Genomic DNA, 14,719 nt, shown 5'->3' with positions numbered 1-14,719 from the left:
CGCCCTATAACCATGGTATGACAACAGAACTTGGACATTTCGCGCTGATCCTCGCCTTTGCTGTGGCGATTGTTCAGATGATCGTACCGCTGATCGGAGCGCACAAACGCTGGCCGGGCTGGATGGCGGTGGCGGAACCTGCCGCCGGAGCGCAATTTGTGCTGACGGCGCTGTCCTTCGGGGCGCTGACATGGGCTTTTGTTGTCTCTGATTTCTCGCTGAATGTGGTGGTCGCCAACAGCCATTCGGCCAAGCCGATGCTCTATAAAATCAGCGGCACATGGGGCAATCACGAAGGGTCGATGCTGCTTTGGGTGCTGATTGTGACCCTGTTTGGCGCGATGGCCGCGTGGTTTGGCGGTGGATTGCCGCCCACTTTGCGCGCACGGGTTCTGGCGGTGCAATCGGCCATCGCAGTGGCGTTCTTTGCCTTTATCATTTTTACGTCCAACCCGTTTCTGCGCCTTGAGGTGCCCCCCTTCGACGGGCAGGATCTGAACCCGCTGTTGCAAGATCCCGGTCTCGCCTTTCACCCACCGTTTCTCTACCTCGGTTATGTCGGGCTGAGCATGGCGTTCAGCTTTGCTGTGGCGGCGCTGATCGAGGGGCGTGTGGATGCGGCCTGGGGGCGCTGGGTGCGTCCTTGGACCTTGGCGGCGTGGATTTTCCTGACCATTGGCATCGCTTTGGGGTCTTGGTGGGCTTATTACGAGCTAGGCTGGGGCGGTTTCTGGTTCTGGGATCCTGTTGAAAACGCTAGCTTTATGCCTTGGCTCTTGGCAGCGGCCTTGTTGCATTCGGCCATTGTGGTGGAAAAACGCGAAAGCCTGAAAAGCTGGACCATTCTGTTGGCTATTCTGGCGTTTGGCTTTTCTTTGATCGGTACGTTTATCGTCCGCTCAGGCTTGCTGACTTCGGTGCATGCCTTTGCCAATGATCCTGAACGCGGGGTGTTTATCCTTGCGATCATGGCGTTCTTTATGGGCGGGGCGCTGGTGCTGTTCACCTTGCGGGCTGGCGCGATGGAGGCCAAAGGCGTCTTTGGTTTGGTCAGCCGCGAATCCGCGCTGGTGGTGAATAACCTGTTGCTCGCCGTGGCCTGTTTTGTGGTGTTTGTTGGCACGATGTGGCCGCTTCTGGCTGAGATGTTCTTTGACCGCAAACTCAGCGTTGGGCCGCCGTTTTTCAATGCCGCTTTCACCCCCTTTATGGTTGCGCTTGGGCTGATCCTGCCAGTGGGCAGTGTTTTGCCGTGGAAACGGGCGCGGATATCCCGTGCGATGTGGCCATTGCGCTATGTCTTTGTGCTGGCTTTGGCCGTTGGTGGGCTGGCATTTGTGATGCAAACCGGGCGCAGCATGTTGGGCCCGATGGGCCTGTTCCTTGGCGCTTGGCTGGTCTCAGGTACCGTGGTCGAACTGATGCAGCGGACCGGGCGCGGGGATAACAGGCTGGGCCGGTTGCGCCGTCTGCCGCGTGCTGATTGGGGCAAGGCCGTGGCCCATGGCGGGCTGGGTGTGACGATGGCGGGCATTGCCGGTCTGACGGCCTGGACGGTAGACGATATTCGCGTGGCGCAGATCGGACAGCCGTTTGATGTGGGCAGCTACACCCTGACGCTGACGGATGTGCAGGAATTGCGCGGGCCGAATTATCTGTCGACCACTGGCTTTGTGACCCTGTCCAAAGATGGATCGGAGATTGCGCAGATGACGCCGGAGAAACGCTTTTATCCTGTGGCGCAGATGCCAACCACCGAAGCTGCGATTGATTACAACCTGTTGCGGGATGTTTACGTGGTGATTGGCGATCAGCAGGACAACGGTGGCTGGACCGTGCGGACATATATCAAGCCGATGACCAACTGGATCTGGATCGGCTGTGCCCTAATGGCGCTTGGTGGATTGCTAAGCCTTTCTGACAGACGTTTCCGCGTGGCCGCCGGCGCCCGCAAGTTCAGCGCGGTGCCTGCCGAATGAAACGTTTCGCCTTGATCTTGATGCTGCTGGCCAGCCCTTTGGCTGCAGTGCAACCTGATGAGGTGCTAGACGATCCTGCACTTGAGGCGCGGGCGCGTGAGCTGTCCAAAGGGCTGCGCTGTTTGGTGTGCCGCAACGAGAGCATTGACGAAAGCAACGCCAGCCTTGCACGGGATTTGCGGATCCTGGTGCGGGATCGGCTGTTGGCGGGCGACACCGACGCCGAAGCGGTGGCGTTTATTGTGGACCGTTATGGCGAATATGTTCTGCTGAAACCGGACAATTCCGGGGCCAATTGGCTGCTTTGGGGGGCGGGGCCGTTGATGTTGTTGCTTGCGGGCGGTGCTGGGATGATCTACCTGCGCGGCCGGTCCAAAGCGGCGGCGCCCGGTGACACCCCGCTTTCTGCCGAAGAACAGGCGCGGCTGGACGACATTTTGAAAGAGTAACGCGCGGTTTCGCTGGTCCCTCCCGCTGGCTTTGATAACCTGCGCCAAATGCCGGCAATCAAGGACTGACAAAATGGACTATCAAACGATCACCTATGACGTTTCGGACAACGTGGCCCTGATCACGATGAACCGGCCCGACAAGATGAACGCGCTCACCACCCAGATGCGTGCCGAGATTGCCCATGCGGTCACACAAGGCGGCAAAGACGCGCGTGTGGTTGTCATCACCGGATCTGGTCGGGCGTTTTGTTCCGGTCAGGATCTTGGCGATCGAGCATCTGGTGCTTCGGTTGATCTGGAACGCACTTTGCGGGACGAATATGCGCCGATGTTGCGGGCAATTGTGAATTGTCCGGTGCCAACCATTGCGGCCGTAAATGGTGCGGCGGCGGGGGCTGGGGCAAATCTCGCGCTGGCAGCGGATGTGGTTTTTGCAACGGAATCTGCCTATTTCCTTCAGGCGTTCACCCGGATTGGTCTGATCCCGGATGCGGGCGGCACCTATACGCTGCCGCGTCAGATGGGCATGGCCAAAGCGATGGGCGCGGCGTTGTTTGCCGATAAAATCTCGGCCCGTCAGGCCGATGATTGGGGTATGATCTGGGAGGCGGTGCCGGATGCCGATTTTGACGCCCATTGGCGCGGCAAGGCGGCGCAGCTGGGCGCAGGGCCAACAGCGGCCTATCAGGCGGCCAAGGACGTGATCCGTGCCAGCTGGGATAACACTTTGGAAGAACAGCTGACGCTAGAGGCGCAGCAACAGGGGGTCTGCGGCAAATCGCGTGACTTCAAAGAGGGTGTTCTGGCCTTTACCGAAAAACGCGCGGCCAAGTTCGAGGGCCGCTGATAACACCGCTGATCGAATGAGAGAGGCGTGCGGGGCTTGTTACAGGCTCCGCTCGACCAAAAGAACCTCATCCACACGTGGTGCAGGGCCGGTGGCCCGCGCCACAACGGCCACGGCCACTCCATCAGCCAAGACAGTGTGCACCGTGCCTGAAATCTCTTTGATGGTAATCTCGGGCGGTGGATTGCCTTTGTCATAGACCACGGCAATCTGGTCATGGTTTTCCTGGGTATTGGGCACCAGCACCCCTTGCGGGCAGGGCTCAGTTGCTGCGGCAACGGGCATCATATTGGCCGCGCTGTCCCAGCACAGATGGCGATGTGTCATTGTCTTGCTCATCGCTTTGTCCTTTGTGCGTTCTGCGCTTTTGCACAGACCGCTGCTGTGACCCAAAGACGGCCCGCCTGGACCGCGATACCTTTTAACACCAACAAGGCGCAGCATGTCGCCAGAATTTCGATCATTGGATAGCACCCTGATTACCGTTGATAAGACGATAGGGGGGCGGGGCGCGTCCGGTCAAGTTTGGGCAGGGCATTGTCACAGCGCCCGAAACAATGCCACACAGGCGCCTTATTTAGCGCCAAAGCAAGACAAAGTGTCAGTTTGCGGCATGCTGGCTGAGGGGATTTAGCCAGATAAACGGTTGATTTGATCAACGAATCAAACTGAATTTCGGCTTGGGGGTGTATTGCGGCCAATGGTATCAGGCTAGGGGGGAGTGCGGGACACTCTTGCCTTTGGTTCATTGTTTCCGGGTCGGAAACAGCCTGTTGAACGCAAAACGCCCCGGAATGACCGGGGCGTTTGTTGTTTCAGGCTTGATTGCAAGCTTAGCGGTTTTCGATATCCACATAGTCGCGGCTGGTGTCGCCGAGATAAAGCTGGCGTGGACGGCCGATCTTGTTTTGCGGATCGCCGATCATCTCTTTCCACTGCGAAATCCAGCCCACGGTCCGCGACAAGGCAAAGATCGGGGTGAACATCGAAGTGGGGAAGCCCATGGCCTCCAGGATGATGCCGGAATAGAAATCGACGTTCGGGAACAGTTTCTTTTCCGCGAAATACGGATCTTCGAGCGCCTGACGCTCAAGCTCCTTGGCGACCTGAAGCACTGGATTGTTCTCAACACCCAGCAGTTCAAGAACCTCGTCCGCGCTTTCTTTCATCACGGTGGCCCGTGGATCAAAGTTTTTGTAAACGCGGTGACCAAAGCCCATCAGACGGAACGGATCGTCCTTGTCTTTGGCGCGGGCGATGAACTCAGGAATGCGATCAGGCGTGCCGATCTCCTTGAGCATCTCAAGGCAGGCCTGATTGGCGCCACCATGTGCCGGACCCCAAAGACAGGCAATGCCCGCCGCGATACAGGCAAACGGGTTGGCGCCCGAAGAGGAGGCCAAACGCACGGTCGAGGTTGACGCGTTCTGTTCGTGATCGGCGTGCAGGGTAAAGATACGGTCCATCGCACGGCTCAGGATCGGGTTTACCTCATAGTCCTGTGCAGGCACAGCAAAGCACATGCGCAGGAAGTTGGACGCATAGTCCAGATCATTGCGCGGATACTCAAATGGCTGACCGATGGTGTATTTATAGGCCATCGCGGCAATGGTTGGCATCTTGGCAATCATACGGATCGAAGCAACCTCGCGCTGCCACGGATCAGAGATGTCGGTACTGTCGTGATAGAACGCGGACATCGCGCCCACGACACCAACCATGATGGCCATTGGATGCGCATCCCGGCGGAAGCCGCGGAACAGATACATCATCTGTTCGTGCAGCATCGTGTGGTTGGTCACACGCGATTCAAAATCTTCCAGTTCTGCAGGGGAGGGCAGCTCACCATAGAGCAGCAAATAGCACACTTCGAGATAATGCGATTTGCCCGCCAGTTGATCAATCGGATAGCCACGGTGCAGCAGAACGCCTTCTTCGCCATCAATAAAGGTGATGGTGCTGTCGCAAGACGCGGTTGAAGTGAAGCCGGGGTCATAAGTGAACACATCCGCTTGGGCATAAAGCTTGCGAATATCGAGCACATCAGGACCAGCCGTTGGCGAAAAGATGGGCAGATCGTAGCTCTTGCCATCAATTGTCAGCGTTGCGGATTTCTTTGTTTCAGTCATATGGTCCCTTCCCGAATGTTGTTGCGGTGCAGGTGACCGCCGTCTTAGTCAGCCCCGCAAAGGGCTGCCTTGTCTGTTATCCCGTCCCGCCTTGAGAAACGGTTAACCAGTTCTCAGGCAGAGGCCTCGGTCAATCGGGCCAGGGTTTCGTCACGTCCCAACACAAGCATCATGTCAAAAACAGATGGTGTGACGGCCCGTCCAGCAAGGGCCGCGCGGAGCGGCCCTGCCAACTTGCCAAACTTGGTGTCTTTCGCGGCGGCAAAGCCGTTCAGAACCTCTTCTAGCGTTTCTCTGTCCCAGCTAGCATTTTGCAGATGCGGCGTCAATTCCGTCAGTATACCACGGGATACCGTATCAAGGTTTTTTGCCGCTTTCTCATCCGGTTCAATCGGGCGGGACGCGAGGGCAAAGTGAGCCTTTTCAACAAGTTCCGGGAAAGTCTTGGCCCGCTCCTTGAGACAATAAAGCGCAGCTTCAAAAGCGGATGATTGTGCGGCAGAAAACGCCGGTTCGCCTGCTGCTTGCAAATATTCTTCGGTTTCACGCCGCAGTGCAGCATCATCCGTCACCGCAATATGTTGCCCGCAGATGTTCTCAAGTTTCTTGAGATCAAACTGCGCGGGGCTTTTGCGGATGCCGCTGAGATCAAACCACTCCTGCGCCTGCGCGTCTGTGAAGAACTCATCATCACCATGGCTCCAGCCCAGACGGGCCAGATAATTGCGCATCCCGGCGGCGGGATAGCCCATGGCCTGATATTCCTGCGCACCCAATGCGCCGTGACGTTTTGACAATTTCTTGCCGTCCGGCCCGTGAATCAGGGGAATATGCGCCCAGACAGGCACGTCCCAGCCCATCGCATCGTAGATCATCATCTGCCGCGCGGCATTGTTGAGGTGGTCGTCGCCCCGCACCACATGTGTCACGCCCATATCATGATCATCCACCACCACAGCCAGCATATAAACCGGCGTACCGTCAGAGCGTAACAATACCATGTCATCGAGTTGATCGTTGCGGATGGTCACATCACCCTGCACCTGATCGCGTATCACGGTTTCACCGCTTTGAGGGGCCTTGATCCGCACGACATATGGCGCATCGGGGTGGGTTTCGGGGGCGGCATCGCGCCATGGCGAATGATAGAGCGTGCTGCGCCCTTCGGCGCGTGCTGCCTCGCGGAAGGCGGTGATCTCGTCTTGCGTGGCAAAACATTTGTACGCCTTGCCCTGCGCCAACAAATCCAGCGCCACTTCGGCATGGCGCGGGGCGTTGTCAAACTGGCTGACGATGTCCCCGTCATGATCAAGGCCAAGCCATGCCATGCCCTGCAAAATGGCGGCGGTTGCCTCGGGGGTTGATCGCGCCCGATCCGTGTCTTCGATCCGCAACAGGAACTTGCCACCCCGGCCACGGGCATAAAGCCAGTTGAACAGGGCTGTACGGGCCCCCCCGATGTGCAAAAAGCCGGTTGGGGACGGGGCAAAACGGGTCACAACAGGTGCGGACATGACAGTGTCTTTCTTAACTGGATAAGGCGGCGCGGTGGCGGGAGCTGCTGGTGTTTACCATTTGCTAACCATCCGCGCCGTAGATTTCCCGTCTGTCTATCCAGTGCGGGGAACGGGGGCAAGCATGGGGCGGGCTGCGGCGCTGTCCATTTGGGTGAAATCGGTCCTGAGCCGGATGATGCTGGCGCAACGGGGCATGATGTTGGGCTGGGTGCCGGTCTGCCTTGCCATCGGTATTGGCGGTTATTTCAGCCTGCGATTTGAACCTGCATTGGTGTTCTACCCTGTCTTGCTGCTTGGCGTGGTCGGCTTGGCCGTGTCGGCGGCCTTTCTGTCCGAGGCATTGGCGCCGCTTGCCATTGCGGCGGCGCTGATTGTGGTCGGGTTTTCCGTTGCGGGTCTGCGGGCGCACAGCCTGTCCAATCCGGTTTTGGGTTGGCGCTATTACGGGGCGGTGGAGGGGCGGATCGTCGCGATGGATCGCAGCCAGTCAGACGCACTGCGCCTGACGCTGGATCAGGTGCAGCTGGAACGCGTACCGCCCGCCCGCACGCCCGCGCGTGTCCGTATTTCCCTGCACAGCAAAACTCAAGGCATCACGCCTGAACCGGGGTTGCGGGTGATGACCACGGCGCATCTGTCGCCGCCATCCGGCCCGGTGGAGCCGGATGGTTTTGATTTTCAGCGCCATGCGTGGTTTGCCCAACTTGGCGCGGTTGGCTACACCCGTGTCCCGTTGATGGGGACGGCCTGGCCGGAACGCGGGCAACTGGATCTGCTGCTGTTTCGCATGGGCATGACGATTTCGGCGCATATTCGCAACATTTTGCCCGGAGAGGTTGGCGGCTTTGCTGCGGCGCTGACCACTGGTGATCGCAGCGCCATTCCCCGCAGCACGCTGGAGGACTTGCGGGCCAGCAATCTGGCGCATCTGTTGGCGATCTCGGGCCTGCACATGGGATTGCTCGCCGCCGTGGTGCTTGGCGCATTGCGCGTCCTGCTGAGCGCGATTCCCTATACCGCGCTGCATTGGCCTACCAAAAAGATCGCCGCGATCTGTGCGTTGGTCGCGGCAGCCGGTTATCTGGCGCTCTCCGGGGGCAATGTTGCAACAGAACGGGCATTTATCATGGTGGGTACAGCGCTGGGGGCGTTGTTGATCGGGCGGCGGGCGATATCGCTGCGGGCGGTGGCGGTGGCGGCGACGATTGTCTTGTTGCTGCGACCCGAGGCACTGACCGGGCCGGGATTTCAAATGTCCTTTGCCGCAACGGTGGCCTTGGTCGTAGTCTTCGGCTGGTTGCGTGATGCGCCACTGCCGCAGATGCCGCGATGGGGCAGGGCGGTTCTGGCCACGGTGCTGTCATCAGCAGTGGCGGGCTTTGCCACTGCGCCGATTGCGGCGGCGCATTTCAACACTATCGCCCACTATGGATTGGTGGCCAATTTGCTGTCGGTGCCGCTTATGGGGGTTTTGGTGATCCCGGCGGCGGTTCTGGCGTTGGTCCTGTCGCCCTTCGGGCTTGAGGCGCTGGGGCTCTGGCCGATGGGTTGGGGATTGTCCTGGATTCTTTGGGTGGCGCATCAGGTGGCGGGGTTGGAGGGCGCGCGCGGCTACGTTATGGCGCCGGGGCAATTGGTGCTGCCGGTGCTGGCATTGGGATTTTTGATGTTGGTGTTGTGGCAGGGGCGCCTGCGCTGGGGTGGGGCGCTGATGATGGCGGCGGCGGTGGCCCTGTGGCAGGGCGCGGACCGGCCAGATGTGTTGATCGCAGAACAGGGTACCTTGGTCGGGGTCATGGGGCCAAATGCCCGCGCGTTGAGCAAGGCCAAGGGCGCCGGGTTCGTGGCCCAGATCTGGCTCGAAAACGACGGGGACGGATCACAACAGGATGAGGCGGCTGCGCGTTGGCAAAAAGGGCCGGTGGTGCATCTGTCGGGCAAGCGGGCGCTGGCGAAGTTCAACGGATGTTCGGCGCAGCAGATCATCGTGGCATCAGTGGATGCATCTGAGATCGCGGATGCAGAATGCCTGATTTTTGATCCCGCTACATTGCGGAAAACCGGTGCATTGGCGCTGCGCAAGGGGGCGCAGGATTGGCACATTACAACCGCGCGGTCCCGTGCGGGGGACCGGCTTTGGACCAATTGGCCCAAAGCGGAACGCAATCCTTAATAGGTGCGGATCAACCCGACCAAACGCCCCTGCACTTTGACCATGTCAGAGGGCAACACCCGCGTTTCATACGCCGGATTGGCGGCTTCAAGCGCGATGGAGCTGCCAGAGCGTTTGAAGCGTTTCAGCGTGGCTTCGCTGTCTTCGACCAATGCCACGACGATATCGCCATCATCGGCCACGTTGGTTTCGCGGATCACCACCACATCACCGTCGTTGATACCAGCCTCGATCATCGAATCGCCTTTGACCTCAAGGGCATAGTGTTGCCCGCTTCCGGCAAGCATCCCGCCGGGCACGGCCACGGAATGGGTCATCTGATTGATCGCCTCAATCGGTACACCCGCCGCAATCCGGCCCATAACAGGCAAATCAACCGCTTGGGCAGCTTGGGTTTGTATGGCGGCCGCCGGGGGCGGGCCATCGGGCCGGTCGCCATCGATAACCTTGGGCGTGAACCCTGCATTGGGTGTGCCGCCAAGGCTTTCGGGCAGTTTGACAACCTCGATCGCACGGGCGCGGTGCGCCAGACGCCGGATAAATCCGCGTTCTTCAAGGGCTGTGATCAACCGGTGAATGCCCGATTTCGACCGCAGATCCAACGCCAGCTTCATTTCGTCAAAGCTGGGCGGTACGCCATCGCGCTGCACCCGTTTGTGGATGAAAGCCAACAGATCGAGTTGTTTTTTGGTCAACATGTGCCGTCCCTTCGAACATCGGTTTTGTTTTGTTCTAGGGATGTTCCCGTTTTGTGTCAACAATTCATCGAGAATTGGATCGTCTGGGCGGGGAATGCGGGCCGCGGGTGCTAAATCGCGATGAAATGCGCCGTATCACCGGCCTTGCGCGGCGCGTCGTCCACGGGCCGCACCATCAGGGCATTTGCCGTGGCCAATACCGACAAAAGAGAGCTGTCTTGCCTGTCATCGGGGAACAATTGCCCGTCACGCAGATGCGCCCGCATATAATGGGTGCGCGGGCCGTTCTGTGGCAGATCCACGCCCAGCGGCGCCTCTTGCATTGGCAAGGGTTCGGAGCCAAGCCCCAGCATTTTACGCAAAAGCGGCACCCCAAAGACCGTGCCGCACACCATTGCGGACACAGGATTGCCCGGCAGGCCCAGCATCACCGCGTCGCCTAATCTGCCGGCCATCAACGGTTTGCCGGGGCGCATCGCAACCTTGTAAAAGCTCTGCTCCATGCCAATTTCTGCGGCCACTGGCGCGACCAGGTCGTGATCCCCAACGGACGCGCCGCCAATCGTGATGATCAGATCCACCCCTTTGGCAAGTGTGAAGGCCTGTTTGAGAGAAGCCGCATTGTCGCGGGCCACGGGCAGCATGCGCACGTCCGCGCCTTTGCCTTCAAACATCGCGGCCAGACCAAAGCTGTTGGAGGCGACAATCTGATCTTCTGCCGGGGTTTCTCCGGGCTGCACCAATTCATCACCTGTGGCGAGGATTGCAATGATGGGTTTGCGGGCCACTGGCACACGGGCGATGTTCATGGCGGCCAGCAAGGCAATATCCGCAGGGCGCAGCAACAGGGGGGCAGAGATCTTTTGACCCTTGGCAAAATCGCCACCAGCGGGGCGGATGTTGTCTTTGGTTCCGATCTTGTGCCCCAAGGTGATCAGATCACCGCGCCGCGTTGTATCCTCTTGAATAACAACAAAATCTGCGCCGTCAGGGATGGGGGCTCCGGTGAAAATTCGCACCGCTTGCCCGGCTTTCAATGTGCCCCGGAACCGATGGCCGGCTGCCGCTTCGCCCACGACCTTGAACATCGCGTCTGGCTCTACCTCGGCGCGGCGCAGTGCATAGCCATCCATTGAAGCTGCTGCAAAAGGTGGCTGCGTGCGGGTTGCGGTCACATCGCGGGCCAGAACCCGGCCAGCGGCTTGGCGCAACGGCACCTCTTCCACCTCAAGCGGCGCAACCAGATCCAACACCTGTTGCAGCGCCTCGGCGACAGGGATCATTCGGATGCCTCGTAACGCCCTGATTTTCCGCCATCTTTCAACATTACCCGGATGCCGCCGATCTCCATGGATTTGTCGACGGCCTTGGACATGTCATAAACCGTGAGCGCGGCGGTGGAGGCCGCGGTAAGCGCCTCCATCTCAACCCCGGTTTGGCCGGTGGTTTTCACAGTGGCGGTGATGCGGATGCCGGGCAGGGTTTCATCGGGCTCCAGATCGACGCTAACCTTGGTAATCGGCAAGGGATGGCACAGAGGGATCAGATCGGCGGTGCGTTTGGCCGCCATGATGCCTGCCAGCCGGGCCACGCCCAGCACATCGCCCTTTTTGGCGCGGCCTTCGGCAATGATATCAAAGGTTTCGCGCTGCATCTTGATGTGGCCTTCGGCCACGGCGATCCGCGATGTGATGTCCTTGTCCGAGACATCCACCATATGGGCGTCACCCTTGGCGTCAAAATGGGTCAGGGCCATCACATGCCTCCGGCGGTCAGGGGATTGGCGAGCAAATCGCGGGTCGCGATCTCAACATTCTCTTGCCGCATCAGGCTTTCTCCAATCAGGAACACCCGTGCACCATAGCGCGCCATATCGGCCAGATCGTCCGGGGTGTTCAGGCCTGATTCCGAGACCATCATGCGGTCCCCCGGCACCTGTTTGGACAAGGTGCGGGTCACATCAAGAGAGGTTTCGAAGGTCTTGAGATTCCGGTTGTTTATGCCGATCATCCGGCTTTTGAGGCGAGTGGCGCGTTCCAGCTCTTCGGCATCATGCACTTCGATCAGCGCATCCATGCCCCAATGGGCGGCGGCGTCTTCAAGCTCAGCCGCCTGTTCGTCAGACACAGACGCCATGATGATCAAGATACAATCGGCCCCCAGCGCCCGCGCCTCGGCGACTTGATAAGTGTCATACATGAAATCCTTGCGGAGCGCTGGTAGGTTGCAAGCTGCGCGTGCCTCGACGAGATAGTCCTTGGCCCCCTGAAAGCTAGGCGTGTCGGTCAGAACCGACAAACAGGTTGCGCCCCCCGCGGCATAGGCCTGCGCCAATGCGGAGGGATCGAAATCGGCGCGGATCAACCCTTTGGACGGGCTGGCTTTCTTAATCTCGGCGATCAGGCCGTAGCCCTGCCGCGAGGCATCAAAAAGCGCCTCGGCAAAGGGGCGCACGGGGCTCGCGGCCTGCGCTTCGGCTTCGACGTCGCTGAGCGGTTTTGCGGCCTTGTCGGCGGCAACTTCTTCCAGCTTGTAGGCTTTGATCTTGTCGAGAATTGTATCGGTCATGGCAGCTTTCTCATGGGTTGGCCCAGTTTATGACCCCCATGCCGCGGGCCTGCAACCATGCATTGCTGCGGCTAAAGGGGCGGGCGCCAAAAAAACCGCGATAAACGGACAGGGGCGACGGGTGGGCCGTTTCGATCTTGAGGTTCTGATCCGGGTCGATGGTGCGTCCGATCTTTTGCGCCGGACCACCCCAAAGCAGATAGACGCGCGGGCGATCTGCGAGTTTGGCCAAAACTTCCTGAACCAGCACGGACCAGCCCAGTTTGGCATGCGCCTTGGCCGCGCCCTGCGGCACAGTGAGCGCGGTATTGAGCAGCAAAACACCCTGATCGGCCCAATCTTGCAGATCGGTCTTGGTGCGGATCTGTCCAAGATCGGTCTCTATCTCTTTGAATATATTGCCAAGACTGTCGAGGCGTCCGCCAAAGTTCTGGGGGATGGAAAACGCCAGACCGTCGGCTTTGCCCGGTGTGTGATATGGGTCTTGGCCAAGGATCACGACGCGGGTGTCCTCCGGTTGGCAACGTTTCAACGCGTTAAAGACCGCATTGGCGGGCGGGAAGACCGGGCGCTCTTCTGCTGCGAGGGTGGCTTGGATCTGTGGCAGTGTGGTCTCAAAGAACGGCAGATCAGCCCAACCCCCAAGGCGGCTGAGGTCGAGGGCGGTCATTTCTGGTGCGACAGGGCCGCGCATTGGGTCAACCGGTCGCGGGCGGCACCAGAATCGATGCTGGCGCGGGCCATCTCTGCGCCGGTTTTCAAATCTGTTGCGGCATCGGCCACCACCAGCGCAGCCGCAGAATTCAGCAAGACCGCATCACGGTAGGCCGTCTGCGCACCGTCAAGCAGGGCATTGAAATCACGCGCATTTTCTTCGGGTGTGCCACCAATGATCGCCTCAAAGGGATGCACCGGCAGGCCTGCCTCTTCGGGGTGCAGTTCAAAATCGGTCACTGTGTCATCGGCCAAGGCTGACACCCAGCTGACCCCGGTGATGGTCAATTCATCGGTCCCGTCCGATCCATGCACGAGCCATGCTTTTTCAGACCCCAAGGCTTGCAGGGTTTCGGCCATCGGGCGGATCAGATCGCGGCGATAGGCGCCGGTCAACTGCCGTTTGACGCTGGCCGGGTTGGTCAGCGGGCCGAGGATGTTAAAGATCGTGCGGGTGCCCAGTTCGGAGCGTGTGGGCATCACATGGGCAATCGCAGGGTGGTGCATCGGCGCCATCATAAATCCGATACCCGCGCCTGCGAGTTCGCGTTCCACCACCTTGGGACCAACCATCACGTTGATACCCATTTGGGTCAGTGCATCCGCCGCGCCGGATTTAGAGCTGAGGTTGCGGTTGCCGTGTTTGGCCACGGTCACACCTGCGCCCGCGACCACAAAGGCCGTCGCGGTCGAGATGTTCAGGGTGCCTTTGCCATCACCGCCGGTGCCGACAATGTCCATCGCGCCCTCAGGTGCGGTTACCGCGTTGCATTTGGCCCGCATGACGCTGGCGGCGGCGGCATATTCATCCACAGTTTCGCCGCGTGTGCGCAGTGCCATCAAAAACCCGCCCATCTGGCTTGGCGTGGCCTCGCCATCAAACAGGATTTCAAAGGCTTCGGCGGCCTGTGCGCGGGTCAGGGGGCCATTGGCCGCGGCGTCAATCAGCGGTTTCAGCGCGTCACTCATGCGGGCACCTTCATTTCATTCAGGAAGTTCTGGAGCATGGCATGCCCATGTTCGGATCGGATCGATTCAGGGTGAAACTGCACGCCGTGCAAGGGCAGGCTGCGGTGTTGCAGGCCCATGATTGTCCCGTCCTCCAGCTCTGCGGTGATTTCCAACGTGTCAGGCAGGCTGTCTCGGTCCACCACCAGCGAATGATAGCGGGTCGCGGCAAAGGGGCTGGGCAGGCCTGCAAACATGCCCTTATTCGTATGGTGCATCTGGCCCATTTTGCCGTGCACAATGTCTTTGGCCCTCACCACTTTGCCGCCAAATGCTTGACCAAGTGTTTGATGGCCAAGACAAACACCCAGCAGGGGCAATTCCGCCTCAGCCGCGGCGCGTGTCAGGTCAAGGCAAATACCTGCCTGATCGGGGTCACATGGTCCGGGAGACAGCAAGATCCCCGCGGGGTTCATCGCCATGGCTTTGTCCACAGTGATCTGGTCATTGCGCACCACATGCACATCCGCGCCCAAAGCGCCGAGATAGTGCACAAGATTATAGGTGAAACTGTCGTAGTTATCGATAAGCAGCAACAATGGACAACTCTTTGTATTGGGGCCGGGCATTAGGGCTAGAGTAACCCCGCCGAGACGGAGTATACACGGTGCCATACATGTTCAGGCTTGTCCGC

The 14,719-nt window shown here is 59.5% G+C and carries 14 protein-coding genes; 4 read left to right on the top strand and 10 right to left on the bottom strand.

Features of this window, described 5'->3' with window-relative positions; genetic code table 11:
- The first annotated feature begins 17 nt into the window (after nt 1-17).
- From C8N31_RS04045 to C8N31_RS04035, 3 genes are all read left to right on the top strand, one after another.
- Nucleotides 18-1,979, top strand: coding sequence for a heme lyase CcmF/NrfE family subunit (locus C8N31_RS04045; protein WP_025049013.1), 1,962 nt, complete (start codon nt 18-20; stop codon nt 1,977-1,979).
- Nucleotides 1,976-2,428: a cytochrome c-type biogenesis protein gene (locus C8N31_RS04040; RefSeq protein ID WP_025049014.1), complete on the top strand. Its 453-nt coding sequence runs from the start codon at nt 1,976-1,978 to the stop codon at nt 2,426-2,428. Before C8N31_RS04045 ends, C8N31_RS04040 begins: the two co-directional genes overlap by 4 nt.
- A gap of 73 nt (nt 2,429-2,501) precedes the next feature.
- Entirely contained in the window at nt 2,502-3,278 is a 777-nt protein-coding gene (locus C8N31_RS04035; protein WP_025049015.1) for an enoyl-CoA hydratase-related protein, read from the top strand.
- Between the two features lie 39 nt (nt 3,279-3,317).
- On the opposite strand, the gene C8N31_RS04030 is transcribed toward C8N31_RS04035, so the two are convergent.
- The 3 genes from C8N31_RS04030 to gltX all read right to left on the bottom strand — a co-directional run bounded on the left by C8N31_RS04030 (nt 3,318) and on the right by gltX (nt 6,921).
- On the bottom strand, nt 3,318-3,617 hold the full coding sequence (locus tag C8N31_RS04030) for a hypothetical protein (RefSeq protein ID WP_025049016.1): 300 nt from the start codon (nt 3,615-3,617) through the stop codon (nt 3,318-3,320).
- Between the two features lie 494 nt (nt 3,618-4,111).
- Nucleotides 4,112-5,407 (bottom strand): citrate synthase, encoded by a 1,296-nt coding sequence (gene gltA, locus C8N31_RS04025; protein WP_025049017.1) that lies wholly within the window; start codon nt 5,405-5,407, stop codon nt 4,112-4,114.
- Between the two features lie 113 nt (nt 5,408-5,520).
- Nucleotides 5,521-6,921 carry a glutamate--tRNA ligase gene (gltX, locus tag C8N31_RS04020; RefSeq protein WP_025049018.1) on the bottom strand — a complete coding sequence of 467 codons (1,401 nt, stop codon included), beginning with the start codon at nt 6,919-6,921 and terminating at the stop codon, nt 5,521-5,523.
- Between the two features lie 34 nt (nt 6,922-6,955).
- Between gltX and C8N31_RS04015 the strand changes: the two genes are divergently transcribed.
- Complete coding sequence (locus C8N31_RS04015; RefSeq protein ID WP_338063666.1) at nt 6,956-9,097, top strand: ComEC/Rec2 family competence protein; 2,142 nt, start codon at nt 6,956-6,958, stop codon at nt 9,095-9,097.
- Here the strand turns inward: C8N31_RS04015 and lexA are convergent.
- The 7 genes from lexA to C8N31_RS03980 form a co-directional block, all read right to left on the bottom strand.
- Nucleotides 9,094-9,795, bottom strand: coding sequence for a transcriptional repressor LexA (lexA, locus tag C8N31_RS04010; protein WP_025049020.1), 702 nt, complete (start codon nt 9,793-9,795; stop codon nt 9,094-9,096). The genes C8N31_RS04015 and lexA overlap by 4 nt on opposite strands.
- 110 nt (nt 9,796-9,905) lie before the next feature.
- A complete protein-coding gene (locus C8N31_RS04005) occupies nt 9,906-11,078 on the bottom strand; it encodes a molybdopterin molybdotransferase MoeA (RefSeq protein ID WP_025049021.1) in 1,173 nt (390 codons plus the stop codon).
- A complete protein-coding gene (gene moaC, locus C8N31_RS04000) occupies nt 11,075-11,551 on the bottom strand; it encodes a cyclic pyranopterin monophosphate synthase MoaC (protein WP_025049022.1) in 477 nt (158 codons plus the stop codon). Before moaC ends, C8N31_RS04005 begins: the two co-directional genes overlap by 4 nt.
- Complete coding sequence (trpC, locus tag C8N31_RS03995) at nt 11,551-12,363, bottom strand: indole-3-glycerol phosphate synthase TrpC (protein WP_025049023.1); 813 nt, start codon at nt 12,361-12,363, stop codon at nt 11,551-11,553. The genes moaC and trpC overlap by 1 nt, the downstream gene beginning before the upstream one ends.
- Before the next feature lie 10 nt (nt 12,364-12,373).
- Entirely contained in the window at nt 12,374-13,033 is a 660-nt protein-coding gene (locus C8N31_RS03990; RefSeq protein ID WP_025049024.1) for a uracil-DNA glycosylase, read from the bottom strand.
- The gene (gene trpD, locus C8N31_RS03985; RefSeq protein WP_025049025.1) at nt 13,030-14,046 is read right to left on the bottom strand and encodes an anthranilate phosphoribosyltransferase; all 1,017 of its coding nucleotides are present in this window, start codon (nt 14,044-14,046) and stop codon (nt 13,030-13,032) included. The genes C8N31_RS03990 and trpD overlap by 4 nt, the downstream gene beginning before the upstream one ends.
- Nucleotides 14,043-14,624 carry an anthranilate synthase component II gene (locus C8N31_RS03980; RefSeq protein WP_025049026.1) on the bottom strand — a complete coding sequence of 194 codons (582 nt, stop codon included), beginning with the start codon at nt 14,622-14,624 and terminating at the stop codon, nt 14,043-14,045. Before C8N31_RS03980 ends, trpD begins: the two co-directional genes overlap by 4 nt.
- Nucleotides 14,625-14,719 lie beyond the last annotated feature (95 nt).

The sequence above is a fragment of the Sulfitobacter mediterraneus genome, from assembly GCF_003054325.1.
GTDB lineage: Bacteria > Pseudomonadota > Alphaproteobacteria > Rhodobacterales > Rhodobacteraceae > Sulfitobacter > Sulfitobacter mediterraneus.
The sequence above is the reverse complement of the archived record's forward strand: the minus strand, read 5'-3'. Positions and strand labels throughout refer to the sequence as shown.

Coding starts and splice junctions, on each gene's coding strand:
- C8N31_RS04045 (WP_025049013.1), top strand. CDS start 18: ATGACAACAGAACTTGGACATTTCGCGCTGATCCTCGCCTTTGCTGTG.
- C8N31_RS04040 (WP_025049014.1), top strand. CDS start 1,976: ATGAAACGTTTCGCCTTGATCTTGATGCTGCTGGCCAGCCCTTTGGCT.
- C8N31_RS04035 (WP_025049015.1), top strand. CDS start 2,502: ATGGACTATCAAACGATCACCTATGACGTTTCGGACAACGTGGCCCTG.
- C8N31_RS04030 (WP_025049016.1), bottom strand. CDS start 3,617: ATGAGCAAGACAATGACACATCGCCATCTGTGCTGGGACAGCGCGGCC.
- gltA (WP_025049017.1), bottom strand. CDS start 5,407: ATGACTGAAACAAAGAAATCCGCAACGCTGACAATTGATGGCAAGAGC.
- gltX (WP_025049018.1), bottom strand. CDS start 6,921: ATGTCCGCACCTGTTGTGACCCGTTTTGCCCCGTCCCCAACCGGCTTT.
- lexA (WP_025049020.1), bottom strand. CDS start 9,795: ATGTTGACCAAAAAACAACTCGATCTGTTGGCTTTCATCCACAAACGG.
- C8N31_RS04005 (WP_025049021.1), bottom strand. CDS start 11,078: ATGATCCCTGTCGCCGAGGCGCTGCAACAGGTGTTGGATCTGGTTGCG.
- moaC (WP_025049022.1), bottom strand. CDS start 11,551: ATGGCCCTGACCCATTTTGACGCCAAGGGTGACGCCCATATGGTGGAT.
- trpC (WP_025049023.1), bottom strand. CDS start 12,363: ATGACCGATACAATTCTCGACAAGATCAAAGCCTACAAGCTGGAAGAA.
- C8N31_RS03990 (WP_025049024.1), bottom strand. CDS start 13,033: ATGACCGCCCTCGACCTCAGCCGCCTTGGGGGTTGGGCTGATCTGCCG.
- trpD (WP_025049025.1), bottom strand. CDS start 14,046: ATGAGTGACGCGCTGAAACCGCTGATTGACGCCGCGGCCAATGGCCCC.